The organism is Kribbella sp. NBC_01505 (assembly GCF_045040285.1).
Lineage (GTDB): Bacteria > Actinomycetota > Actinomycetes > Propionibacteriales > Kribbellaceae > Kribbella.
This window is the reverse complement of sequence record NZ_CP109425.1, coordinates 7,252,596-7,277,938: the sequence shown is the minus strand read 5'-3', so window position 1 is coordinate 7,277,938 and position 25,343 is coordinate 7,252,596. Positions and strand designations below refer to the sequence as shown.

Below are 25,343 nucleotides of genomic sequence, written 5' to 3'. Positions count from 1 at the left end.
GTGTCTGACTTGAAAGAACGCAGTCCTAAAGATGGGCCAGCCGCGACGGCGGAATTCCCCGCGCCGGTCAAGTGGGTCGACGACCGGCTCGGGATCGGCAAGCTCGGGAAGAAGAACCTGCGCAAGGTCTTCCCCGACCACTGGTCCTTCATGCTCGGCGAGATCGCGCTCTACAGCTTCATCATCCTGATCCTCACCGGTATCTTCCTGACGCTGTGGTTCCGGCCGTCGATGGCCGAGGTCGAGTACCAGGGCTCGTACAGCCTGCTCAAGGGCCTGCACATGTCGGAGGCCTACGCCTCGACGCTGGACATCTCGTTCGACGTCCGCGGCGGTCTGCTGATGCGGCAGATCCACCACTGGGCGGCCGTGCTGTTCATCGCCGCGATGATGGTGCACCTGCTCCGGATCTTCTTCACCGGCGCGTTCCGCAAGCCGCGTGAGCTGAACTGGGTGATCGGCTTCGGGATGCTGTTCCTCGGCATCATCGAGGGCTTCATCGGCTACGGCCTCCCCGACGACCTGCTGTCGGGTACCGGTCTACGCATCACCCAGGGCATGGTCCAGGCGTCACCGATCATCGGCACGTACCTGACGTTCTTCATCTTCGGCGGCGAGTTCCCGGGTGACGACTTCGTGTCCCGGTTCTTCACCGTCCACGTGCTGCTGATCCCGGGCCTGATCCTGGCGCTCGTGACGGCCCACCTGTTCCTGGTCGTGTACCACAAGCACACCCAGTTCGCGGGTCCCGGCCGGACCGAGAAGAACGTCGTCGGCTACCCGCTGATGCCGGTCTACATGGCCAAGGCCGGCGGCTTCTTCTTCGTCGTGTTCGGCATCACCGCCCTGATGGGCGCGCTGCTGCAGATCAACCCGGTGTGGCTCTACGGCCCGTACAACCCGGCCGAGGTGACCGCAGGCTCCCAGCCCGACTGGTACATGGGCTGGCTGGAGGGCCCCGTGCGCCTGATGCCTGGCTTCGAGAGTCATTTCTGGGGTGTCACGCTCAGCTGGAACCTGCTGATACCGGCGCTGATCATTCCACCGGCGTTCGTCACCCTGGTCGCGCTGTACCCGTTCATCGAGGGCTGGATCACCGGTGACAAGCGGGAACACCACCTGCTGGACCGGCCGCGCAACGTGCCGACCCGGACGGGTATCGGTGCCGCCTTCATCACCTTCTACGGCCTGCTGTGGATCGCCGGCGGTAACGATCTGGTGGCGACGCACTTCGGTCTCTCACTGAACGAGGTGACCTGGTTCCTGCGGTTCGGGGTGTTCCTCGGCCCGGTGCTCGCCTTCTGGGTGACCCGGCGGATCGCGATCTCGCTGCAGCGGGCCGACCAGGAGCGTCTCCTGCACGGTCTGGAGTCGGGCATCATCGTCCGCTCCCCCGACGGCGGGTACTCCGAGCGGCACACGCCGATCTCGGAGCACGAGGCCTACCAGCTCACCGCGCACGACCGGCTCGTTCCGTACGAGGTGGGTCCGGAGACCGACGACAACGGTGTCCGCGCCCCACTCCGCGCGCTCAAGAAGGTCCGCGCCAAGCTGAGCCGCTTCTACTACGCGGACGCGGTGCAGAAGCCGACCGCGACCGAGATCGAGGACGCGCACTCGCACGGTCACGACGACGACGTGCACGAGCTGACGGAGACCGAGGCCTTCCACGAGGTCACGCCCGACAAGCACTGACCGCACTAGCACCGAGAAAGGCCCCAGCTGCTGCTGGGGCCTTTTCGTTGTGGTCCAACTGGTTGCGGCCATCTTCGGCATATCGAAGTCTTCTTCCATGCCGGACGGCAAGACCCTCAACGTCACGCACTCGAGCGGCTGGTCGTCAACGGAACCGAGGTCAGCTGATGATCGACGTCACTGGCGATGGCCGGGCCGACATGGTGGTCCGCCGCGGCGGCCGGCTGTTCGTGTACCCGCACAACGGGCTGTCCGGTACGGCGGCCAACTGGACCGGACCGTTCAGCGTCGGGGCGAACTGGAACTCGGCCACCGCTCTGCTCGTCGGCGACGTGACCGGCGACGGACGTGCCGATCTGGTCGCCCGGGACGGCTCGGGCAACCTGACGGTCCATGTCACCGCCACAGGCGCTCAGATCGGCGCAGGAGGTGGCTGGGGGCTCGCTCAGGTGATGTTGCTCCAGGACGTGACCGGCGACGGGCGCCTGGACGTGGTCGTCCGAGACAGCAGCGGCGCCGCGTGGGTGTATCCCCACAACGGCGCCACTGGCAGTAATCCGTGGACCCAGACTCGCTACTCCGCCGGCGGCGGCTGGCAGGACGCGAGCCTGATGGCCCTTTAGCCCAGCGCGGAGCCTTCCTTGTACTTCGCGTACGGAAGGTTCCAGTCGGTCCAGCCGTTGCCCTCGGTCATGTGCCGGGTCGTCCCGGTCACGACCACGGGGTCGCCGCGGAGCGTCTGGTTGAAGTACCACTGGCCGTTGGCCAGGCTCATGCCGACGCAGCCGTGGCTGACGTTCTCGGAACCCTGGCTGCCGCTCGACCACGGGGCGCCGTGGATGAACTCGCCGGAGCTCGTCACCCGCTGGGCCCACTTCACGTCGTGGATGTCGTAGTACTCCGGGTCGCCGGGCTTGATGCCGACGGTCCGGGCGTCCATCCGCTTGGTGGCGAACTTCTCCATGATCACCTTCACCCCGCTGCGGGTGGTGAAGCCGGACTTACCCGCGGTGATCGGGATGGTCCGGGCCAGCTTGCCGTCGATGGTGACCCGCATCGTGTGCTTCTTGACGTCGATGTCGGTGATGACCGACTTGCCGGTCGCGAACTTGATCTCGCGGCTCGCCGCACCCCAGGTGCCGTTGCCGGCGTTCACCCCGGCGGTGTCGATGTTCACCGTCACCTTGATACCGGCCGGCCAGTAGGTCTTCGGCCGGTAGTTGACCTGCTTGCTGTTCACCCAGCGCCAGCTGCCCTCGACCGTGGTCTTCGCCGAGGTCGTGACCTTCAGCCGCTTCTCGACCGCGGCGCGGTCGGTGACCGGGTTGTTCCAGTAGATCTGGATCGGCAGCGCGACACCGACGGTCTCACCGTTCAGCGGGACGACCGAGGCCTTCAGGCTCTTGGTGGCCTTGAGCGTGCTGAACGTCGAGGAGATCGGCACGCTGGCACCGTCGGTGCCCTCCGCCGAACCGCTCAGCGTGTACGTCACACCGGGCTTCACCCCGGGGCCTGCGGTCCAGACCGTCTTGTCGGCGTTCAGGGTGCCGTCGACGGTGCCACCGTCGTCGTCCTTGAGCGTGACCGACTTGATCGTGCCCACCGAGGTGGTCACGGTCACCGGCTTGTCCGGCGCGACCGCCTTGGCGCCCTTGGCCGGAACCACCGCGATACTGGCCGCGGCCGGGTTGTCCGAGGGATCCGTGGAGGCACCGGGGGTCGTCGACGCACCCGGCGTACTGCTGCTCTGTGGGGCTCCGGGGCCGGGTTTTCCCGCCTCGGAGTCGCTGCACGCCGTGCCGACCAGCAGCATCGTCGCGATTCCCACCACGGCCAGGCCGTGTTTCCTGCTCACCATTCCCCAGTACTCCCCTGTATCCGTCGACCGCCGCCCAGCGTAACCCGTCGTTCCTGAGACGCACGAAACCGCCGTTCGGTTGGCCCGGACGGCGGTTTGTGATTTCGTGCTCAACTAGTGAGCGTGGTCACCGCGGTAGTACTCGAAGATGAATCCGGACAGCGTGACGATGCCGATCGCGCAGCCCGCGATGAACAGCCACCAGCCGAAGACCAGGCCGAGCACGACCACCGACAGCGCCGCGGCGCAGAACAGCGGCCACCACGAGTGCGGCGGGAAGAAGCCGAGCTCGCCGGCGCCCTCCGCGATCTCGGCCTCCTTGCGGTCCTCCGGACGGGCGTCCATCCGGCGGGCGGTGATGCTCAGGTAGAACGCCACCAGCAGCGACAGGAAGAACGTCATCACCAGCGCGGTGGTCCCGGTCGGGTCCTCCGACATCAGCCAGTAGATCGGCGTCACGACCAGCACGAACAGGCTCAGGATCCCGAAGACCCAGGCTTCGACCTTCACGCCTCGTCCTTCCCTTCAGCAGACTTCGCCACGTTCTCTTCAAGGAGGGCGACGCGGCCCTGGTCCTCGCCGGCGTCCAGGAGGTTGTCCGCGGACGCCCGGTTGGCCGGGTACTCCGCGAGCGCCAGCTCCGGGTGGTGCAGGTCGAACGCGGGGCTCTCGGACCGGATCCGCGGCAGCTTGTCGAAGTTGTGCCGCGGCGGCGGCGAGCTGGTCGCCCACTCCAGCGACCGGCCCCAGCCCCACGGGTCGTCGACGTTGACCTTCGGCGCCTTGCGGGACTTGTAGACGTTGTAGAAGAACGGCAGCATCGACAGGCCCAGGATGAAGGCGCCGACGCTGGAGACCTCGTTCAGCGTGGTGAAGCCCTCGTTCGCCCCGTACGACGCGTAGCGCCGCGGCATGCCCTCGACGCCCAGCCAGTGCTGCACCAGGAACGTCGTGTGGAAGCCGATGAACAGCAGCCAGAAGTGCAGCTTGCCCAGGCGCTCGTCGAGCATCCGGCCGGTCATCTTCGGCCACCAGAAGTAGAACCCGGCGAACATCGCGAACACCACCGTGCCGAAGACGACGTAGTGGAAGTGCGCGACCACGAAGTACGAGTCGGACAGCTGGTAGTCCAGCGCCGGCGAGGCCAGGATGATGCCGGTCAGGCCGCCGAACAGGAAGGTCGTCAGGAAGCCGATCGACCAGAGCATCGGGGTCTCGAAGGAGACCGATCCGCCCCAGATCGTGCCGATCCAGTTGAAGAACTTCACGCCGGTCGGGACCGCGATCAGGAACGTCATGAACGAGAAGAACGGCAGGTTCACCGCCCCGGTGACGAACATGTGGTGGGCCCACACCGCCACCGAGAGGATGCCGATACCGAGCGTCGCGGCGACCAGGCCGATGTAGCCGAACAGCGGCTTACGGCTGAAGACCGGGAGGATCTCGGTGATGATGCCGAAGAACGGCAGCGCGATGATGTAGACCTCGGGATGCCCGAAGAACCAGAACAGGTGCTGCCACAGCAGTGGACCGCCGTTCCCGGCGTCGAAGACGTGAGCCCCCAAGGCTCGATCCGCCTCCAGCATCAGCAGCGCGCCGGCCAGGATCGGGAAGGCGATCAGGACCAGGATCGACGTCACCAGGATGTTCCAGGTGAACATCGGCATCCGGAACATCGTCATACCGGGAGCGCGCATGGTGATGATCGTGGTGACGAAGTTGACCGCACCCAGGATCGTGCCCAGACCGGCCAGGTACAGACCCATGATCCACAGGTCGCCGCCGACACCCGGCGAACGGACCGCGTTCGACAGCGGTGCGTAGGCGAACCAGCCGAAGTCGGCCGCGCCGCCCGGGGTGAAGAAGCCGCTGATCGTGATCGTGCCGCCGAACAGGAACAGCCAGTAGCTGAACATGTTCAGCCGCGGGAACGCGACGTCCGGGGCGCCGATCTGGACCGGCATGATCACGTTCGCGAAGCCGACGAACAGCGGCGTCGCGAAGAGCAGCAGCATGATCGTGCCGTGCATCGTGAAGAGCTGGTTGTAGACCTCTTCGTTCACGATCTGCAGACCGGGCTTGGCCAGCTCGGCGCGGATCAGCAGCGCCATCACGCCGCCGATCAGGAAGAAGATGAACGAGGTGATCAGGTACAGATGACCGATCAGCTTGTGGTCGGTGGTCGTGAGCCACTTGACCGCGATCTGGCCCTTGCTACGCCGCCGGGGCAGCGCCGCGCTGGTCCCGATGGCGCCGGAGCGCTCGGCGAAGTCGGTCATTTCCCGCCCTCCTGCTCACCGTGACCGGGGATGGTGGTCGCGTCCGTGCCACCGACGGCGGCACCGGTCTGGCCGCGGTCGGCCAGCTCCTTGAGGTGCTGGTCGTACTCCGCGCGGGTGACCACCTTGACGGAGAAGATCATCCGGCTGTGGTAGAGCCCGCAGAGCTCCGCACACTTGCCGGCGAAGGTCCCGGTCTTGGTCGGCGTGAGCTCGAACTTGTTGGTCCGGCCCGGGATGACGTCGAGCTTGAAGTAGAACGACGGCACCCAGAAGGAGTGGATGACGTCCGGCGAGGTCAGGTCGAAGTGCACCGACTCGTTCACCGGCAGCCACAGCTCCGCGGGCTTGTCCAGCGTGCCGGTCTCCCAGACACCCTGCTGCCCGTTGACCTGGTCCTTGTAGTTGAAGGTCCACTGCCACTGCTGCCCGACCACGTTGACCGTGTGCTGCGAGGCACCCGAGTCATGGGTGATCTCGTTGCCGTGCTCGACGGTGTAGAAGAAGAGCACGCCGATGATCGCGAACGGCGCCAGCGTGTAGAGGACCTCCAGCGGCAGGTTGTACCGCACCTGCTTGGGGGCCTCGTCGTTCCGCTTGCGGTACCGCACCACGACGTACAGGATCAGGGCCCACACCGCGACGCCGACGATCAGCGCCGCGATCCACGCGCCGATCCAGAGGCTGCGGACGGCCTCGGTCCGGTCCGAGGCGGCCTCGGGAAGACCGAGACGCTTCCACTGCTCAGTGGTCTCCGACGAACAACCGGTGAGCGCAACGGCGCCGAGCACCGTTGCCGCCGCGGCCAGTAGCCGTCGTTTCGCCGGACGTGTGGCGCGGGCAGTGTCTGCCATGCGCTCCTCCACTCCGGACGTGCCGTTCGAACCCACGGGGCGCCTTTCCCTTCCCAAGTGAGACTGACGACCAAACACTACTGGACACCATTCGCCTGTTTGCGCACAGGTAGCCCTTAGCGTTTCCCCTGTGAATGAGCGTGCGTACCTCGACGCCGCATCGGCGGAGCCTCTGCATCCTGCCGCGCGGGAAATGTTGCTCTCGGCAGTGGATTCCGGGTGGGCCGATCCGGTCCGCCTGCACCACGAGGGACGGACGGCCCGGCTGCTGCTGGACAACGCCCGGGCGGTGCTTGCCGAGGGCGTCGGTGTGCGCCCGGACGAGCTCTACCTGACCACCTCCGGTACGGCGGCCATCCACGCCGGACTGTCCGCCGTACTGGCTGCCCGGCGGCGGATCGGGGCCACGGTGGTGCACAGCGCGGTGGAGCACTCGGCCGTTCTGCACACCGCCGGTGAGGCTGGCGTGGAGGTCGGAGCGGACATGCTGGGCCGCGTGGATCTGGATGCGTTCGCAGCGGCGGTCCGACAGCCCCGTGTGGCGGTGGCCGTGCTGCAGTCGGCCAACCACGAGGTGGGGACGCGGCAGCCGCTGGCCGCGGCCGTGGAGGCGTGCGGTGCGGTGCCGCTGTTCGTCGATGCTGCGGCGTCGGTTGGGCGGGAGGTTGTGGCTGATGGCTGGTCGGTGCTGACGGCAAGCGCTCACAAGTGGGGTGGTCCGGCCGGTGTCGGGCTGCTGGCGGTGCGGAAGGGCACTCGGATCGCTCCGGCCTGGCCGATGGACGAGCGGGAGGACGGCCTCTCCCCCGGCTTCCCGGACGTGCCCAATCTGCTGGCCGCCGCGGCTGCGCTGCAGGCCCGGCTCACCGAGGCAGCTGAGCTGGACCGGCAGCACCGGGGGTGGATCGCCGAGATCCGGGAGCGGGTGTCGCGAGAGATCCCGGATGTCGAGGTGGTGGGTGATCCGGACGACCGCCTACCGCATGTGCTCACGTTCTCGTGTCTCTACGTGGACGGTGAGGCTCTGGTGACCGCACTGGATGCTGAGGGCTTCTCGGTTTCCAGTGGCTCCGCCTGTACGTCGAGTACGTTGCGACCGTCCCACGTGTTGGCAGCGATGGGCGTGCTGACGCATGGCAACGTCCGGGTCTCGCTGGCCCGGACTACGACGTACGGCGAGATCGACCGGTTCTGCAGCGTGCTGCCGGGGATCGTGCAGCGGATCCGGGCGGAGGTGGGGATGTGAACCTCGAACTGGACTGCCGTGGACTGCTCTGCCCACTCCCGGTGATCAAGCTGGCCAAGGCGCTACCGACCGTGGCCGTCGGCGACACCATCACCGTGCTGGCCGATGACCCGGCCGCCGCGGCGGACATCCCGGCCTGGTGCCGGATGCGGTCCCAGGAGCTCGTGTCGGCCGCCGAAAATGTGTATGTGGTCCGGCGGATCAGCTGAAACACTCCGGCGCATGACCGACTTCTCGACCAAGCCGACTTTGACCGGTGAGCTCGTCGTACTACGGCCGGTGACCGGGGCCGACTACGAGGCGCTCGCCGTCGCGATGGACGACCGGGAGGTGGCTCGCTTCACCGGGAGTCACGGCCACATCCCCGAGGAGAAGGCCCGGGAGTGGTACCGGACGCGGCAGGACCAGACCGACCGGCTGGACCTCGCGATCGTCGAGAAGGCCTCCGGCGAGGTCGTCGGTGAGGCTGTGCTCAACGACTGGGACCCGGACAACAAGTCCTGCAACTTCCGGATCCTGATCGGTGCGTCCGGCCAGGGCCGCGGTCTCGGGACCGAGGCGACCAAGCTGATCGTCGGCCACGGCATCGAGGCGGTCGGTCTGCACCGGATCAGCCTCGGGGTCTACGCGTTCAACCCGCGGGCCCAGCGCGCGTACGAGAAGGCCGGCTTCGTCGTCGAGGGCGTGTTCCGGGACGCGCTGCTGTGGGACGGCGAGTGGGTCGACGAGATCATGATGTCGGTGCTGGCGACGGACTGGATACAGTCCGGTGCGTGATCGACGCTGACCGTATCGCCGTACTGACCGGTGCAGGAATCTCCACCGCCTCTGGCATCCCGGACTTCCGCGGACCACAGGGCGTGTGGACGACGAACCCGGCCGCGCAGGCGATGTTCGACATCGAGGAGTACGTCGCCAGCCGGGCCGTCCGCGTGGCGGCGTGGAAGTTCCGGCTGGCCGCACCGGCCTGGACGGCCGAGCCGAACGCCGGCCACCTCGCACTGGTCGAGCTGGAGCGTCAGGGCCGGTTGACCGGTCTGGTCACGCAGAACATCGACGGGCTGCATCAGAAGGCCGGGTCGTCGCCGGAGCTCGTCCATGAGCTCCATGGCACGGTCTGGTTCGTCGACTGCCTGCAGTGCGAGCGCCGGATCCCCATGGCCGAGGTACTCCCCCGGCTGGACGCAGGTGACGAAGACCCGGCCTGTGAGGTGTGCGGCGGCATTCTGAAGTCCGCCACGGTCTCCTTCGGCCAGTCGCTCGATGTCGCCGTTCTGGATGCCGCAGTCGCCGCCACTGAGGCTGCTGACGTGTTCATTGCCATCGGCACCTCACTGCAGGTCTACCCGGCCGCAGGTCTGTGCGACATCGCTCTGAAGGCCGGCAAGCCGCTGATCATCCTCAACGCCCAAGAGACGCCGTACGACGAAGAAGCGACCACCGTCCTCCGAACCCCAATCGAATCGACCCTGCCCCACCTTTTCGGCTAGCGATATCCGGAACTCGAATCGGCCGAACGACCACCGACAGATCGGCATCTCGGCGATCGACAAATCCGCAGCAGACGCCCCGACAGATCCGCAGCGAACAGTGCGACAAATTCGCAGTATGATCCGTCGCCGCGCTTCCGGTGTCCGCACTCTGGGAGCACTGACCGTTCGGCTGGGGAACCCAAGTCGTCAGCGCCGCAAGATCCCTCCACGAGGGGCTGTCGTTTTGTGACGTTCGAAGCCTTCCGCACCCCTGGACCGCGGGCTAGCGTCCCCGGGGACCGGCACGGGAGGGGACAGCTATGCGTGGGTTCAGGCGTTGGACGGCAGGGGTAGCCGCGGCAGCGATGGTGGTGCTGGGGCTGGGGGCTCCAGCACAGGCACAGGTGACCGCAGAACGGGTCATCACTCTGGCCGGCTCACTGCAGAGTGAGCTGGGTTGTCCGGGCGACTGGGACCCCGCCTGTACGGCGAGCAGTCTGGGCGGCGCGGCGCCGTACACGAAGGTGTTCGACGTGCCGGCCGGGTCGTACGAGTACAAGGTCACCGTCAATGGCGGCTGGGACGAGAACTACGGCGCCGGTGGGGTGCTGAACGGACCGAACATCCCGCTGCGGATCGAGGGACCGGCCAAGCTGTCGTTCAGCTACGACGACAAGACCCATGTGGTGTCGGTGCGGCCGGTGGACCTGGCTGGGACCGGTGTGACGGCCGCTGACAAGGCACTGGCGTCGCCGAGCCTGCGTCAGGACCTCACCAAGGAGCGCTTCTACTTTCTGATGGCGGACCGGTTCGCCAACGGGGACAAGAGCAATGACTCCGGCGGTCTGACCGGAGACCGGCTGCAGACCGGCCTGGACCCGACCGACAAGGGCTTCTACCACGGTGGTGACCTCACCGGCGTGATCCAGAAGCTGGACTACATCAAGAACCTCGGTACGACGTCCATCTGGCTCACGCCGTCGTTCAAGAACCGGCCGGTGCAGGGCGCCGGTGCTGACGTCAGTGCGGGCTACCACGGCTACTGGATCACCGACTTCACGCAGATCGATCCACACCTGGGCACCAACGCGGACATGAAGCTGCTGATCGACCAGGCGCACCGCAAGGGGATGAAGGTCTTCTTCGACATCATCACCAACCACACCGCCGATGTGATCGCCTACCAGTCCGGTCAGTACGGCTACATCCCGAAGTCCACATCGCCGTACAAGGACGCGGCCGGGAACGTCTTCGACGACAAGGCCTTTGCCGGCGGGGACACCTTTCCGCCGCTGGACCGGAACACGTCCTTCCCGAACGTGCCGGTCTTCAAGACCCCGGCCGACGAGACCGTGAAGGTCCCGGCCTGGCTGAACGACCCGACGCTCTACCACAACCGCGGCGACTCGACCTTCGCCGGCGAATCGGCCGAGTACGGCGACTTCGTCGGGCTGGACGACCTGTTCACCGAGCAGCCGCGGGTGCGCGACGGCATGATCGACGTCTACAAGACGTGGGCCGAGCTGGGCATCGACGGCTTCCGGATCGACACCGTCAAGCACGTGAACCTCGAGTTCTGGCAGAAGTTCTCGCCCGCGATTCTCAAGGCGGCGCGCGATGCCGGGTCGAAGAAGTTCTTCATGTTCGGTGAGGTGTACGACGCGGATCCGAAGTTCATGTCGACCTACACGACCGCGGGTGCGCTGCAGGCGACGCTGGACTTCGGGTTCCAGCAGAACGCGGTGACCTTCGCCAAGGGCGACCCCGCGAGCAAGGTGCGCGACTTCTACGCAGGAGACGACTACTACACCGATCCGGACTCCAACGCCTACCAACTGCCGACGTTCCTCGGGAACCACGACATGGGGCGCGTGGGCACGTTCCTGAAGCAGGGCGGTGCCAATGGGCCTGAGCTGCTCGCCCGGGACAAGCTGGCACATTCACTCATGTACCTGACGCGCGGCCAGCCCGTTGTGTACTACGGCGACGAGCAGGGCTTCACCGGTCCCGGTGGTGACAAGGACGCGCGGCAGGACATGTTCGCGACCAAGACCACCGACTACGCCGACGACGAGGTGGTCGACGGAACCGGTACGACGACGATCGGCAGCAAGGACCGGTACGACGTCAACGCGCCGATGTACAAGCACATCGCGGCCATGGCGCAGCTCCGTGCTCGCTACCCGGCGCTGGCGGACGGTCGGCAGGTGCACCGGTACTCGTCGAACTCCGGTGGGCTCTACGCGTTCAGCCGGATCGGTGCGGACAACGTGGAGTACCTGGTCGTCGCCAACAACGCGACCACGGCCAAGTCCGCGACTATTCCGACGTACGGGTCGGATACCTGGCTCAAGCCGGTCTATGGCGGCTCGAAGCTCGTCCGGACTGACAGGGAAGGACGCGTGCTGCTCAGCCAGCCGCCTCTGTCGGTGACTGTCTACCAGGCCTTGAAGAAGGTGCCTGCACCTTCCAAGGCTCCTGCGGTCTACCTTTCGGCGCCCGAGCCAGGTGGTGTGGTTGGCGGTCGTGCTGAGATCAGTGCGGCGGTTCCGGCGAACACTCCGGTCACGGTGACCTTCGGCTACCGCCCAGTGGGTACGGCGGCCTGGAAACGGCTGGGCTCTGACGACAACGCGCCGTACCGGGTGTTCCAGGATGTCAGTGGACTGCCGAAGGGGACGCTGCTCGAGTACCGCGCGGTGTTGCGGGACTCCGCCGGTCACTACTCGGTGTCTGGCTCGTACGGCGTGGTCGGCGACGCACCGAAGCCGGGTGGCGGCGGTGAGACCGGACCGGTCGTCCAGCCGGCCAACGTGAGTGTGCCGGGCGATCACAACAGTGAGATGGGCTGTGCGGCGGACTGGTCGCCGGACTGTGCCCAGGCGCAGCTGGTGCTCGATCCGAAGGACAAGGTCTGGAAGGGCACCTACACGATCCCGGCTGGTGAGCATGCCTACAAGGCGGCGCTCAACAAGAACTGGGACGTCAACTACGGTGCCGGAGGCAACCTGAACGGCGGCAACATCTCCTACACGGCTCCGGCCGGGCCGGTGACGTTCTACTACGAGCAGGGTCGCCACTTCGCCACCTCCAGCGCGGAGGGGCCGATCATCACGGTGCCTGGCTCGTTCCAGTCCGAGCTGGGTTGTCCGGCCGACTGGGACCCGAGCTGCATGCGACCCTGGCTGACGGACGCCGATGGTGACGGCACCTACACCTGGTCGACGAGTGAGATCGGAGCGGGCAGCTATGAGGCCAAAGTCGCGCACAACCTGTCGTTCGACGAGAGCTACCCGGCGAACAACGTACCGATCACCGTGCCGGGCGACGGGCTGGTCGTCACGTTCTCGTACGTGCTCGCGACCCACACCCTCACAGTGACGACCGCCAAGCCCGGTGCGCAGCCGGACCTGAGCCAGGCCAAGGCCTACTGGCTTTCCCACGACACCCTCGCCGTACCGGCGGTTGCGCATCCGGAGCGGTCGCGCTGGCGGCTGCACTCGTCGGCCACCGGCGGACTGAAGATCGACGCGGACGACATCGGCGGTACGTCGGTGGGGCTGCGCTACGACTCGCGTGAGGTGAAGCCCGGGTACACGACGCTGCGGCTCGACCATGGCGACGTACGGAAGCTGCTGACCGGACAGCTCGGACTGGCCCAGTACGACGACGCCGGACGGCTGCTGGATGCGACCGGCGTACAGATCCCTGGTGTGCTCGATGACGTGTACGGCGCGGCTGCCAAGCGCACGTATGGCGTGAGCTGGAGCGGAGGCACTCCGACCTTCACGTTGTGGGCGCCGACCGCGCAGAGTGTCGCACTGCTCGTCGGATCGCAGCGGTTGCCGATGCAGCGCCACGATGACGGCTCCTGGTCGGCCAAGGGGTCACGGTCGTTCAAGAATGCGTCGTACCGCTATCAGGTGCAGGTGTATGCGCCGAGCACCGGCAAGGTGGAGACGAACGTCGTCACGGATCCGTACTCGGCCGCACTGACCACTGACTCGGCGTACTCGGTCGCAGTGGATCTGGACGACCGGGCCGGCATGCCTGCGCTGTGGTCGAACACACCGGCGCCAAAGCTGGCTCGGTCTGTCGACTCGACGATCTACGAGCTGCACGTCCGGGACTTCTCGATCAGCGACCCCACCGTGCCGGCCGCACATCGCGGTACCTACCTGGCCTTCGCGGACGAGGGCAACGGCACCAAGCATCTGCGGACGCTGGCCAAGGCCGGACTGAACACGGTGCATCTGCTTCCGACGTTCGACATCGCCTCGATCCCGGAGACCGGCCAGCAGACACCTGCCTGCGATCTGAAGGCACTACCGGCGGACTCCGAGCAGCAGCAGGCCTGTGTGAGCGCAGTGGCTGCGAAGGACGGGTTCAACTGGGGCTATGACCCCTTCCACTGGCTGGCTCCGGAGGGCTCGTACGCGACGCAGAAGGACGGTCTGGCACGGGTCGCCGAATTCCGCACCATGGTCGGCGGACTACACCGGTCCGGGCTCCGCGTCGTACTGGACCAGGTCTTCAACCACACACCGGCTGCCGGGCAGGCACCGACGTCCGTGCTGGACAAGGTCGTGCCCGGGTACTACCAGCGGCTGAACGCAACCGGGAAGGTCGAGAACTCGACCTGCTGCAGCAACATCGCGACCGAGCACGCCATGGCCGAGAAGATCATGGTGGACGGCACGGTGAGCTGGGCACGCAACTACCGCGTCGACGGGTTCCGGTTCGACCTGATGGGTCACCACACCAAGGCCAACCTGCTCAAGGTGCGAGCCGCTCTGGACAAGCTGACGCTGGCCAAGGACGGTGTCGACGGCAAGCGCATCTACCTGTACGGCGAGGGCTGGAACTTCGGTGAGGTCGCCAACGACGCGCTGTTCGTGCAGGCGCGCCAAGGCAATCTCGGTGGAACCGGAATCGGTACCTTCTCCGACCGCCTGCGCGATGCGGTCCGTGGTGGCGGTCCGTTCGACGAGAACCCGCGGGTGCAGGGCTTCGGCTCCGGCGCGGCCAGCGACCCGAACGGCGATCCCATCAACGGCTCCGCGGCGGACCGGGCCAAGCGCCTCGCCCACGACACCGATCTGGTTCAGCTGGGACTGGCCGGCAACCTGCGCTCGTTCAGCTTCCGCTCCGCGGAGACCGGCGCGACCGTGCGCGGTGACGGGGTCGACTACAACGGCTCCCCCGCCGGGTACGCCGATCAGCCGGACGAGGTGGTCACGTACGTCGATGCCCACGACAACGAAACGTTGTGGGACACCCTCACGTACAAGCTGCCGACGGACCTGCCGATGCCGGACCGGATCCGGATGAACACCCTGTCGCTGGCGACAACCGCCCTCGCGCAGACACCGTCGTTCTGGCACGCCGGCGCTGACCTGCTGCGCAGCAAGTCACTGGACCGGAACTCCTACGACTCCGGCGACTGGTTCAACACGCTGGACTGGACCGGCGCCGACAACGGCTTCGGGCACGGCCTGCCGCCGAAGACGGACAACGAGGAGAAGTGGCCGTACATCAAGCCACTACTGGGCAATCCGGCACTGAAGCCGACCGGAGCAGACGTGCAGACCGCCTCGGCGGCCGCTGCAGACCTCTTGAAGCTCCGGTTCTCCACACCGCTCTTCCGGCTCGGTTCGGCGGAACTCATCAACGCCAAGCTGAGCTATCCGGTGAGTGGTTCGACTCCTGGGGTCGTGACCATGCGCATCGACGACACCGTCGGTCCGAACGTCGATCCGGCACTCAAGGGCGTTCTGGTCGTCTTCAACACCACGGGGTCGGCCGTGACGCAGACTGTGCCCGGGCTGGCCGGACAGTCGCTCACGCTCTCTCCGGTCCAGGCGAATGGCAGTGACCCGGTAGTGAAGCAGACCGTCTGGACAGCAGCGTCCGGCACGGTTCACGTGCCGGCGCGGACAGTCGCCGTACTGGTGCAGAGGTAGTCAGGCGAGGAGACCGGCCAGCAGGTGGTCGGTCTTCACACCTTCCGCGGTCGCCGCAGTGCACGACAACGTCAGGCCGACCTCACCAGAGTGGTAGCTCAAAGTCTGGTAACCGTAGATCCCACCGCCATGCCCCCACAGGACGTGGTCGCCGACAACGCGTCGCTCGATCCCCAGGCCGTAGCTGTAGCCCTCGTCGACGTCCACCACGCTCTGCAGCTCAGCCTGCTCGGCAGGCCTGAGCAGTTCCCCGGCCAGCAGCTTGGCGTAGAAGGTGTTCAGGTCGGCGGCCGTCGTCACGATCGCACCGGCTGCCCACGCCTGCGAGGCGTTGACGCGCGCCATGTCGATCAGCTCACCGTCCAGCTGCAGGCAGGGATGCGCATGCGGCTCTGGCATCTCCAGGTCATCACCTGGGAGCAGGGTCCGGGCGAGGCCCGCCGGTTCGAGGATGCGGTCGCGGACCTCGTCCTCGTACGGGTTGCCGGTGACTGCCTCGATCAGGAGGCCGACTGCGACGTAGTTGGTGTTGGAGTACGACCAGGAGCTGCCCGCCTCGAACAGTCGTGGTTTGGCGACTGCTCTGGTGAGCCACCCGACCGGGTCTACGTGGAGGAACCGGTCGCGGACCAGCTCCGGGATGTCCGGTAGGTCGTCCGTGTAGTTGTGCAGTCCGGCCGTGTGGTTGAGCAGTTGGCGCAGAGTGATCTCATCGGGGACGTCCGGCACCCACTCCGTGATCGGCTCGTCCAGTTTCAGACGTCCCTCCCCGACCAACTGCAGGACGGTGACAGCGGTGAAGGTCTTGGTGATGCTGCCGGCCCGGAACCAGCCGTCCGGGTCGACCGAGCGGTCGCCGCCCAATTCAGCCACTCCGCTGGAGCCGGTCCACACCGCCTCCGGCGTACGGAGCTGTAGGAGGACACCGACCGCGCCTTGCGTAACCAGGTCGTCAAGAACGGACTGCATGGTCAGCCTTTCGGGACTCGGACCAGTAAGGACGACGGATCGACCTCGGCGGTGAGGATCCGGCCAGGGTCGATCATGTCACCGTCCAACTGCCGTCGGGTGGACCGGTCGCTGCGGACCTGGATGCGTTTGCCGGTGAAGCGTTCGATGTCGCGCTCGCGCCAGCGTCTGATGACCAGACTGAGGACGAGGCGCGGCCAGTGGCTGATGCGTTGAGGGGCGAGGACGACCAGATCGATGACGCCGTCGTCCGCGCTGGCATCGGGCAGCAGCGGGATGTTCGCCTGCAGAGTGCCGACGTTGCCGATCACCACAGTCCGCGCGCGGCGACGGATCGGCGGCTGGTCGTCGATCGTGAGCTCGACCCGGAAGGCGGGGTGGTTGAGGTTCTTCACCGTCGAGATCACGTACGCCGCCCAGCCGACCCGCTTCTTCAGGTCGTCCGGTGCGTCGTCGATGATCGCGGCGTCCAGCCCGAGCCCGGCCATCACCAGGAACCGGTCGTCCGGCAGATCGTCGCCGGAGATCCGGACACTGTCGATCCGCCGCTCGGTCCCGTCGAGGACCTGGGCGAGCGCGGTCTCCATGACGAGTGAGATCCCGAGGTTGCGGGCGAGCAGGTTGCCGGTGCCGGCCGGCAGCACGGCGACCGCGATCCCGGTCCCGGCGAGCTCCGCGCAGACCACCCGGACCGTGCCGTCACCGCCGGCCACCAGCACCAGGTCGACGGCCGCGGCGATCGCCTCCTGGGCCATCGCGACCCCTGGATCTTCGGCGGTCGTCTCGAACCACGACACCGCGCCCGCACCACGGGCGGTCAGCGCATCGGAGACGGTACGACGGAACTGCTCGACGTCGGCTTGCTTGATCGGATTGACGATCACGGCCGCGTGCAAAGAACTCACCTGATTTTTGTCCGTCCGGGGAGATAGCGTGCGTGGGGTGAGCCTTCCACGGAGTGCAGCTGAGGACCAGGGACTGTCGGGCGCGGCGATCGACGCATTCGTCGCCGCACTGGATTCGTCCGACCAGGAGTTCCACACGGTGATGCTGGTGCGGCATGGTCATGTCGTGCTGGAGGCGGACTGGACGCCGTACCGATCGACCGATCGACACCTGCTGTATTCGGTGTCGAAGAGTTTCACCTCGACAGCGATCGGGATCGCGGTCGACGCCGGGCTGCTCTCGATCGACGACAAGGTGGTGTCGTTCTTCGGGCCGGAAGACCTGCCGGAGACGATCAGCGACAACCTGGCCGCGATGTCGGTGCGGCACCTGCTGACGATGAGCACCGGGCACGACACCGACACCGTCGGGTCGCTGCACCGCGACCGCCGGATGGCGAAGAACTTCCTCGCCCTGCCGGTCGCCCACGAGCCCGGTGCGCCGTTCGTCTACAACAGCGGCGCGACGTACATGCTGTCCGCGATCCTGCAGCGATTGACCGGTGAGACGCTGCTCGACTACCTGCAGTCGCGGCTGTTCGCGCCGCTGGGGATCACCGACGCGACCTGGAGTTCGTCGGCGGAGGGCGTCACGTTCGGCGGCTGGGGCCTCAGCTTGAGCACGGAGTCGATGGCCAAGTTCGGCCAGCTCGTGCTGCAGCACGGTGTCTGGGAGGGCGAGCAGCTCGTCCCGGCCGAGTGGCTCGCGGCCGCCACCTCGAAGCAGGTGCCGAACGACTCCAACGACAACCCCGACGCGCAGCAGGGCTACGGCTACCAGTTCTGGCGCGGCCGGCACAACACCTTCCGTGCCGACGGCGCCTTCGGCCAGTTCATCGTCGTGATCCCCGAGTACGACGCGGTCCTGGCCGTGACGAGTGCTTCCAGCGACATGCAGGCGGCGCAGGTCGTCTTCTGGGATCACCTGCTGCCCGCCCTCGAGGGCAAGGACGTGCCGGAGGTCGCCCGGCCCGAGCGGCTGGAGATCCTGCCGCCGACCGGTCCGGCGCCGCAGGGTGGCGACGGGAAGACGTACACGTTCGGGGAGAACCCGGGCTTCCTGCAGTCGGTGCGCTGGGATCCCGACGGGAGCGCCTTCTTCACCTTCTACAACTTCTTCAGGTTCGAGCAGGACAAGGCCGAGGAGGACGGCTACCACTTCGGGCCGGGCGACTGGAACGAGCAGCCGGGCCTCGCGTCGGACAGTTTCACCGGCTCGGATTCCGATCGGGTGGTCACCGGCGCGATCGGCGACGGCGACGCACTGGTGGGCACGATCCGCTGGCTCGCGGGGCCGCACGCCGCCGACTTCCGGTGCCGGATCGGCGAGGGGCGGATGACCGTGGACATCCAGCTCAACGTGTCGTTCGAGCCGACGGAGTTCACCATCGTCTCGGCTTAGGGTTGGCGGCATGACGACCGCCGAAGAACAACGTCTGCTCGACCGGATCGACGACGACCTGCTGGTCAGGGTCTGTACGGCGTTGGTCCGGGCGACCGGCCAGAATCCGCCCGGCGAGGAGGCCGCGACCGTTGCCGTGCTCGACGCGGTCGGCCGCGAGCTCGGGCTGGACGTGACGACCACCACCGTCGAGCCCGGGCGGGACAACATCAGCCTGAGCGTCGGGAACGGCACCGGCCCCGGACTGCTCCTGCTCGGCCACACCGACGTCGTACCGGTTGGTGAGGGGTGGACCACCGATCCGTACGGCGCGGAGATCCGCGACGGCCGGATCTACGGCCGCGGCGCCTCCGACATGAAGGGCGGGCTCGCTGCCGCGCTGGCTGCACTCGCCGCGCTGCGAGACGTCGAGCTGAGCGGGCCGGTCGAGCTCGCGGCCGTCGTTGACGAAGAGGAGACCGGGAAGGGCATCCGCGCTTTCGTCGCCGACAGCCCCCGCGAGTACGTGGGATGTATCACCGCTGAGCCGACGGACCTGCAGACGATCATCGCGGCCCGCGGCGACTCGTACCTGCGGCTCGCGGTGCACGGTCGCGCGGTCCACGCCGGGAACGCGAAGGACGGCGCCAACGCGATCTACGGCGCGACCGCGATCATCACCGAGATCGAACGCCTGGATGCCGAGCTCGCCGCGGATCCGCACCCGCTGCTCGGCCCGGCCGCGTGGAGCGTCGGTCAGATCAACGGCGGCACCGGCGGCTCGATCGTGCCGGCCGAATGTGTGGTGGTCGCCGATCGCCGGCTCCTGCCCGGCGAGTCCCCCGCCGCCGTCCTCGAGGACCTGCGCGACCGCGTCGCCGCCCTGCACCTGGAGGACCGCGGGCTGACCGTCGACCTCGAGATGCCGATGGAGATGCCGCCGTTCGAGACGCCGGCCGATGCCGAGCTGGTCGCCGTCACCGAGGCGGCCCGCCGCGAGGCCGGTGGCCCGGACGTTCCGCTGGCCGGCTGGGGTGCGGCCTGCGACGGCGGGTACGTCGACCGCGACCTCGGCGTACCGGTCGTCATCCTCGGGCCGGGATCGGTCGCCCACCAGGCGCACCGGGCCGACGAGTCCGTCCCGATCGCCGAGCTCGCGATCGCCGCCCGGGCCTATGTGCTGGCCGCCGTCCGGCTGCTCGGGCACCCCGGGTGAGACCTCTCACACGGACCGTAATTCAGCAGGTGTTGAATTCTGCGGCCCGGGCCCGTTAACCTCCTGTTAAACCTCGGGAAGGGGCGCACCATGACCGACTGGGTAGTCGAGCTCGAACAGGTCGGCGCCGACGCGCTGGAGTCGGCCGGCGGCAAGGCGGTCAATCTTGGGATCCTGCTGCGCGGCGGGTTCCCGGTGCCGGACGGCTTCTGCGTCACCACCGCGGCCTACCGCGAGATCGAGCCGGCGGGCGGCACCGCGGACGAGCGGCGGGACGCGATTCTCGCAACAGCGGTGCCCGCGGGGATCGAGCGCGCGATCCGCGCGGCCTACGCCGGCCTCGGGAGCGACGTTCCCGTCGCGGTCCGCTCGTCGGCCACGGCTGAGGACCTCGGGTTCGCCAGCTTCGCCGGACAGCAGGACACCTATCTCGACGTCACCGGAGCAGATGCCGTCGTCGACGCCGTCCGGCGTTGCTGGGCATCGCTCTGGACCGATCGGGCCTGGAGCTATCGCGAGACGAACGAGGTCGACCAGGACACGGTCGCCCTCGCTGTCGTCGTGCAGCGGATGGTCGATGCCAAGGCCGCCGGGGTGCTGTTCACCGCGAACCCGCTCACCGGCAGGCGCAACGAGGCTGTCATCGACGCGGCTCCCGGGCTCGGCGAGGCCGTGGTCTCGGGCACGGTGAACCCGGACCACTTCGTCGTCGACACCGCCAGCGGCGCGATCCACGAGCGCACGCTCGTCCACGACTGCCTGACCGATGAGCAGGTGCGCGCCCTCGCCAAGCTCGGCGGGCAGGTGCAGGACCACTACGGCGCACCGCAGGACACCGAGTGGGCGCTCGATGCCGAGGGCAAGCTTTGGCTGACCCAGGCCCGCCCGATCACCACGCTGTACCCGATCCCCGCGCGGCGGACGACCGACTCCAGCCCGCGGATCTACCTGTGCCTGAGCCTGGCCCAGGGGCTGACACGGCCGATCACTCCGATGGGGCTGGCCGGGATCCGGCTGATCGCGACCTCGGCCGCCGAGCTGTTCGGCGGTCAGGTGGACGAGCCCCTCGACGGACCAGCAACGTACGTCGAAGCCGGGCAGCGGTTCTTCGTCGATGTCACGCCCGCGGTCCGCAGTGCGGTCGGCCGCGCGGTTGTCCCCAAGGTGTTCGACGTGATGGAGGCCCGATCGGCCGCCGTACTGCGGCATGTCTTCGAGGACCCGCAGTTCTCCGTCCTGACGTCGTCGCGTCGCGAGGTCGTCCGCCGGGTCGGGCGCGTACTCATCCGCAGTGGCGCGCCGCTCCGCATGCTCGCAGCGATCATCGCGCCGTCCTACGCCCACTACCGCGTACGCCGCACCTCCGCGCACTTGACGCAGTTGCTGGCAGCCGCCTCCCGCTCGGCGACCGTGCGACTGGATTTCGTCGAGCGACTGCTGCGAACTCAGGCGCTCCCGCTGATGCCGGGACTGCTTCCGTTCCCTGCCGCGGGTTTCCTGATGCTGGCTGTTGCCCGCAAGGTGCTCGGCAAGGCGGCTGAACCGGGCGAACTGCAGAGCGTGCTCCGCGGCCTCCCGCACAACGTGACCACCGATATGGACCTCCAGCTGTGGGCGCTGGCCCAACGGATCCGCGTCGACGAGGAATCGGTCGAGGCGTTCGAGGAGCCGACTGCGGTCGTTGCCGAGCGCTACCGATCGGGCAGCCTGCCGCGGGTCGCGCAGAACGGGTTGTCCGACTTCCTCGGTGAATACGGTCATCGCGCGGTCGCCGAGGTCGATCTCGGATTGCCGCGCTGGTCCGAGGACCCGGCCCACCTCGTCGGCGTACTGGCCAACTATCTGCGGCTGACCGATCCGGCGCTGGCTCCTGACCTCCAGTTCAAGGCGGGGTCGGCGGCGGCCGAGGCCAAGATCGCCGAGCTGGCGCTGCGGGTCAGCCCGCTGCGGGCGCGAATCGTCCGCTTCGCCCTGCACCGCGCCCGCGAGCTCTGCGGGCTGCGCGAGATCCCGAAGTACTTCCTGATCCGCATCCTGGCCGCGGCGCGGCGCGAGCTGCGCCAGGTGGGCGCCGAGCTGGTCGACTCCGGTCGCCTCGACTCCCCCACCGACGTGTTCTTCCTCAGCCTCCGCGAGCTCCGCACACCCGTTGATCTGCGCGCGATCGTCGCTGAGCGCCGCGTGGACTACGACCAGGAGATGCGTCGTCGGCGAGTGCCGCGGCTGATCCAGTCCGATGGTGTCGAGCCGGAGACGCTGGCGATCCAGCCGGCCGCCGACGGCGCCCTGGTCGGCAGCCCGGCGTCGGCCGGGACGATCACAGCGCGAGCCCGGGTGATCCTCGATCCGGTGGGCGCGCACCTGGAGCCCGGCGAGATCCTCGTCGCGCCCTCGACCGATCCTGGCTGGACGCCGTTGTTCCTGACGGCCGGCGGACTGGTGATGGAGATGGGCGGGGCCAACTCCCACGGCGCCGTGGTCGCCCGCGAGTACGGGATCCCGGCGGTGGTCGGCGTACCGGACGCCACGCATCGCATCGAGACCGGCGACCTCGTCACGGTCAACGGAGCTGCGGGGACGGTCGAGAAGGTCGAGGAGGTCGAGGAGGACTAGACCTTCACTCGGGGACGGCCAGCGCCGCCAATCCGCCCGCGATCACGGTGATGCCGAACTCGAACCGCTCGTCGCCGGACGCGCCCGCGGTGAGCGCCGCGGCCAGGGCAACGGTCATCGGAAAACGGTCGGCGGACAGCCCTTCGAAATACGTGCGCATCTGTACGACGAACCGCTCGACGTCGGCGGGAGTCCAGGCGGAGGCGTTCTGCACGGTCTCCTCGAACGAGATAGCGGTGACGTAGAGCGGGACCAGGTCGGCCGCCCAGGCAGCGGCCTGGTCCGGCAGGTTGCCGGCCTTCAGGATGGCGAGCAGCTTCTCGGTGCTGCTCATCGCCTGCTCACCCAGCGGGACCTGGCCGATCGCGGCCCGGGCAACCCCGGGATTCGCCCGCAGCACCCGGAGCATCTCGCGCATCCAGTCCTTGAGCTGCTCCTGCCATTGGGCCGGATCCGGTGTCGCCGGCAGGTGCATCTGGGCCGAGGCACGGTCGACGAGCAGCTGGTCCAGCTCGCCCTTGTTCGCCACGTGTGCGTACAGCGACGCCGGGCCGGTGCCGAGCTCCTGGGCGATCTTGCGCATCGAGACCGCGTCGTACCCGTGCTCGATCAGGACGCGCATCGCGGCGTCGACGATCCGCTCCCGGGTCAGCGGCTCCTTGACCGGACGCGGGGGCTTGGGCGGGCTGATCGGCTGCCACGGGGACTGGGTCATGCGAACCACTGTAGCGAACACCGTACTTGACACAAACACTGTTCGCGCGTAGAACAGTGTTCGTCAACGAACACCGTTCGCAACATCGTCAAAGCCTGGAGCCATCGATGAGCACCTCCACCCTCGCCGCGGAACCCGCGGCCGCCACCGGATCGGCGTACCGGTGGCGCTGGATCGTCCTCGCCACCGTCCTGGTCGCCGAGATCATGGACCTGGTCGACGCCACCATCGTGAACATCGCCGCGCCCTCGATCCGGAACGAGCTCGGCGGGTCCGAATCCGCCATGCAGTGGATGCTGGCCGGCTACACGCTCGCCTTCGCGATCGGCCTGATCACCTTCGGCCGGCTCGGCGACCTGGTCGGGCGCCGCCGGCTCTTCCTGATCGGCGCGGCCGGGTTCACCCTCGCCTCCACCCTCTGCGGGCTGGCCACCTCCCCCGAGCTGCTGATCGGTAGCCGGGTCGCGCAGGGCCTGCTCGGCGCGGTGATGATCCCGCAGGGCTTCGCGATCCTGAAGTCCGTCTTCCCGCCGCACGAGATCGGCAAGGCATTCTCGCTGTTCGGCCCGGTGATGGGCCTGTCCGCGGTCGCCGGACCGATCCTGGCCGGTGTCCTGATCGACGCCGACTGGTTCGGGCAGGGCTGGCGGATGATCTTCTTCATCAACGTCCCGATCGGCCTGCTGGCCGTGTTCGGCGCACTGCGGTTCATGCCCGAGCTGAAGACCGCCGGCGCCCAGCGGCTCGACGCGCTCGGTGTGATCCTGGTCAGCCTCGCCTCGGCCCTGCTGATCTACCCGCTCGTCCAGGGCCGCGAGCTCGGCTGGCCGGCCTGGGTCATCGTGATGATGGTCGCGTCGGTCCCGGTGTTCGCACTCTTCGTCTGGCGGGAGCGCCGGTCGGGCAAGCCGGTCATCGACCCGTCGCTGTTCCGCAGTCGCGGGTACGTCGCCGGCCTCGCGGTGATCACCACGTTCTTCCTGGCGATGTCCGGGTTCACGCTCGTGCTCAACCTGTTCACCCAGCTCGGTCTGCACTACAGCCCGCTGAAGGCAGGCCTGTCGATGGTGCCGTTCTCACTCGGGATCGCGATCGGTGCGCCACTGTCCGGTGGACTGCTCGCGCCGAAGCTCGGCCGGACCGCACTCCAGCTCGGCGTCGCGGTGATGACGCTGGCGATGGGCGGCATGTGGCTCACCCTGCACCACTACGGCGACGCCACCACGGTCTGGAACCTGGTCCCGGCGATGCTTGCCTGCGGCATCGGTTCCGGCATGGTGTTCGCGCCGCTGTTCGACATCATCCTGGCCTCGATCGACGACGAAGCTGCGGGCTCGGCGTCCGGCGTACTGACCGCGATGCAGCAGTTCGGTGGCGCGATCGGTGTCGCCGTCCTCGGCACCGTGTTCTTCCAGCTGCTGCCCGACCACGCGTTTCTCGGCGCCACGAAGACGACCGTGCTGGTCGCGATCGGGCTCTTCATCGTCAGCTTCGCCGTCACCTGGCTACTGCCGAAGCGCGCTCGGGAAAGCCTCGAGTCGCCATCACATTGATGGATTCGTGAGTCGCTCCGTCGAGTGGCGGCGTACGGAGCCTAGCTTTCGCGTCATGACTAGGTACCTCGCAGCAACAACGGCGGTCCTGCTGACCGCGGCCGTCTGCACAGCGGTTCCTGCCCAGGCAGGGACCGCTGAGGTAGTTGTGGCCCACGGCAACCTTCGTGACCTGCAACTCGGCACGGTCGGCCCGTTCGACCACGCCAGCGCCAGGGTCTCGATGGTGCAGCTGAACGGGCGCAGTCGCGTCGTACTGCAGGTTCGCGGCATCGACCGGTCGGTGGCCGGTCGGGACTTCGGCGCCCACTTGCACGCGGGTCCGTGTGTGACCGGCGACGGGGCGGCAGCCGGGCCGCACTACAACTCCGACACCGTTGCCGGGCGAGTCCCGCCGCAAGTCGACCCGACCACGGAGGTGTGGCTGGACTTCGAAGTCAGCCGCGCCGGGACCGGGTTCGCCACCACGACCGTCCCGTTCACGCCGCTGCCCGGGAAGCGGGCCGTCGTGGTCCACGAGATGCCGACCGATCACCACGGAGCCGCAGGCCCGCGCCAGGCCTGCTTGCCCGTGTCGTGGTGAGC

19 protein-coding genes are annotated in these 25,343 nt (G+C 67.7%); 12 read left to right on the top strand and 7 right to left on the bottom strand.

Annotated elements, in window-relative coordinates; translation table 11 throughout:
• Together OG474_RS34270 and OG474_RS34265 are read left to right on the top strand one after the other, a co-directional pair.
• On the top strand, nucleotides 1-1,695 hold the full coding sequence (locus OG474_RS34270) for a cytochrome bc complex cytochrome b subunit (protein ID WP_405057760.1): 1,695 nt from the start codon (nucleotides 1-3) through the stop codon (nucleotides 1,693-1,695).
• Nucleotides 1,696-1,862: 167 nt separating this feature from the next.
• Nucleotides 1,863-2,318: an FG-GAP repeat domain-containing protein gene (locus tag OG474_RS34265; RefSeq protein ID WP_405057759.1), complete on the top strand. Its 456-nt coding sequence runs from the start codon at nucleotides 1,863-1,865 to the stop codon at nucleotides 2,316-2,318.
• Here the strand turns inward: OG474_RS34265 and OG474_RS34260 are convergent.
• The 4 genes from OG474_RS34260 to coxB form a co-directional block, all read right to left on the bottom strand.
• Nucleotides 2,315-3,553: an Ig-like domain-containing protein gene (locus OG474_RS34260; RefSeq protein WP_405057758.1), complete on the bottom strand. Its 1,239-nt coding sequence runs from the start codon at nucleotides 3,551-3,553 to the stop codon at nucleotides 2,315-2,317. The genes OG474_RS34265 and OG474_RS34260 overlap by 4 nt on opposite strands.
• A 114-nt stretch (nucleotides 3,554-3,667) precedes the next feature.
• Nucleotides 3,668-4,063, bottom strand: coding sequence for a cytochrome c oxidase subunit 4 (locus OG474_RS34255; protein ID WP_405057757.1), 396 nt, complete (start codon nucleotides 4,061-4,063; stop codon nucleotides 3,668-3,670).
• Nucleotides 4,060-5,832: a cytochrome c oxidase subunit I gene (ctaD, locus tag OG474_RS34250; RefSeq protein ID WP_405057756.1), complete on the bottom strand. Its 1,773-nt coding sequence runs from the start codon at nucleotides 5,830-5,832 to the stop codon at nucleotides 4,060-4,062. The genes OG474_RS34255 and ctaD overlap by 4 nt, the downstream gene beginning before the upstream one ends.
• Nucleotides 5,829-6,722, bottom strand: a complete 894-nt coding sequence (coxB, locus tag OG474_RS34245) for a cytochrome c oxidase subunit II (protein WP_405057755.1) — start codon at nucleotides 6,720-6,722, stop codon at nucleotides 5,829-5,831. The genes ctaD and coxB overlap by 4 nt, the downstream gene beginning before the upstream one ends.
• Nucleotides 6,723-6,816: 94 nt before the next feature.
• Between coxB and OG474_RS34240 the strand changes: the two genes are divergently transcribed.
• The 5 genes from OG474_RS34240 to pulA all read left to right on the top strand — a co-directional run bounded on the left by OG474_RS34240 (nucleotide 6,817) and on the right by pulA (nucleotide 15,367).
• Nucleotides 6,817-7,932 (top strand): cysteine desulfurase family protein, encoded by a 1,116-nt coding sequence (locus OG474_RS34240; RefSeq protein WP_405057754.1) that lies wholly within the window; start codon nucleotides 6,817-6,819, stop codon nucleotides 7,930-7,932.
• Nucleotides 7,929-8,141 (top strand): sulfurtransferase TusA family protein, encoded by a 213-nt coding sequence (locus tag OG474_RS34235; protein ID WP_405057753.1) that lies wholly within the window; start codon nucleotides 7,929-7,931, stop codon nucleotides 8,139-8,141. The genes OG474_RS34240 and OG474_RS34235 overlap by 4 nt, the downstream gene beginning before the upstream one ends.
• A 13-nt stretch (nucleotides 8,142-8,154) precedes the next feature.
• On the top strand, nucleotides 8,155-8,709 hold the full coding sequence (locus OG474_RS34230) for a GNAT family N-acetyltransferase (protein WP_405057752.1): 555 nt from the start codon (nucleotides 8,155-8,157) through the stop codon (nucleotides 8,707-8,709).
• Nucleotides 8,706-9,422, top strand: coding sequence for an SIR2 family NAD-dependent protein deacylase (locus OG474_RS34225; RefSeq protein ID WP_405057751.1), 717 nt, complete (start codon nucleotides 8,706-8,708; stop codon nucleotides 9,420-9,422). The genes OG474_RS34230 and OG474_RS34225 overlap by 4 nt, the downstream gene beginning before the upstream one ends.
• 386 nt (nucleotides 9,423-9,808) lie before the next feature.
• On the top strand, nucleotides 9,809-15,367 hold the full coding sequence (pulA, locus tag OG474_RS34220; protein ID WP_405057750.1) for a pullulanase-type alpha-1,6-glucosidase: 5,559 nt from the start codon (nucleotides 9,809-9,811) through the stop codon (nucleotides 15,365-15,367).
• Here the strand turns inward: pulA and OG474_RS34215 are convergent, their stop codons facing one another.
• Together OG474_RS34215 and OG474_RS34210 are read right to left on the bottom strand one after the other, a co-directional pair.
• Nucleotides 15,368-16,336, bottom strand: a complete 969-nt coding sequence (locus OG474_RS34215) for a serine hydrolase domain-containing protein (protein WP_405057749.1) — start codon at nucleotides 16,334-16,336, stop codon at nucleotides 15,368-15,370.
• A gap of 2 nt (nucleotides 16,337-16,338) precedes the next feature.
• Complete coding sequence (locus tag OG474_RS34210; protein WP_405057748.1) at nucleotides 16,339-17,241, bottom strand: diacylglycerol/lipid kinase family protein; 903 nt, start codon at nucleotides 17,239-17,241, stop codon at nucleotides 16,339-16,341.
• Between the two features lie 37 nt (nucleotides 17,242-17,278).
• Between OG474_RS34210 and OG474_RS34205 the strand changes: the two genes are divergently transcribed.
• The 3 genes from OG474_RS34205 to OG474_RS34195 all read left to right on the top strand — a co-directional run bounded on the left by OG474_RS34205 (nucleotide 17,279) and on the right by OG474_RS34195 (nucleotide 22,490).
• Nucleotides 17,279-18,682 (top strand): serine hydrolase domain-containing protein, encoded by a 1,404-nt coding sequence (locus OG474_RS34205; protein WP_405057747.1) that lies wholly within the window; start codon nucleotides 17,279-17,281, stop codon nucleotides 18,680-18,682.
• Between the two features lie 10 nt (nucleotides 18,683-18,692).
• Complete coding sequence (locus tag OG474_RS34200; RefSeq protein ID WP_405057746.1) at nucleotides 18,693-19,877, top strand: M20 family metallopeptidase; 1,185 nt, start codon at nucleotides 18,693-18,695, stop codon at nucleotides 19,875-19,877.
• A 90-nt stretch (nucleotides 19,878-19,967) separates the two neighbouring features.
• Entirely contained in the window at nucleotides 19,968-22,490 is a 2,523-nt protein-coding gene (locus OG474_RS34195) for a PEP/pyruvate-binding domain-containing protein (protein ID WP_405057745.1), read from the top strand.
• A gap of 4 nt (nucleotides 22,491-22,494) precedes the next feature.
• Here OG474_RS34195 and OG474_RS34190 read toward each other — a convergent pair whose 3' ends face one another.
• Nucleotides 22,495-23,205 (bottom strand): TetR/AcrR family transcriptional regulator, encoded by a 711-nt coding sequence (locus OG474_RS34190; protein WP_405057744.1) that lies wholly within the window; start codon nucleotides 23,203-23,205, stop codon nucleotides 22,495-22,497.
• Between the two features lie 107 nt (nucleotides 23,206-23,312).
• Here OG474_RS34190 and OG474_RS34185 point away from each other — a divergent pair, with 107 nt between their 5' ends.
• Together OG474_RS34185 and OG474_RS34180 are read left to right on the top strand one after the other, a co-directional pair.
• Entirely contained in the window at nucleotides 23,313-24,758 is a 1,446-nt protein-coding gene (locus OG474_RS34185; protein ID WP_405057743.1) for an MFS transporter, read from the top strand.
• Nucleotides 24,759-24,813: 55 nt separating this feature from the next.
• Entirely contained in the window at nucleotides 24,814-25,341 is a 528-nt protein-coding gene (locus OG474_RS34180; protein ID WP_405057742.1) for a superoxide dismutase family protein, read from the top strand.
• Nucleotides 25,342-25,343 lie beyond the last annotated feature (2 nt).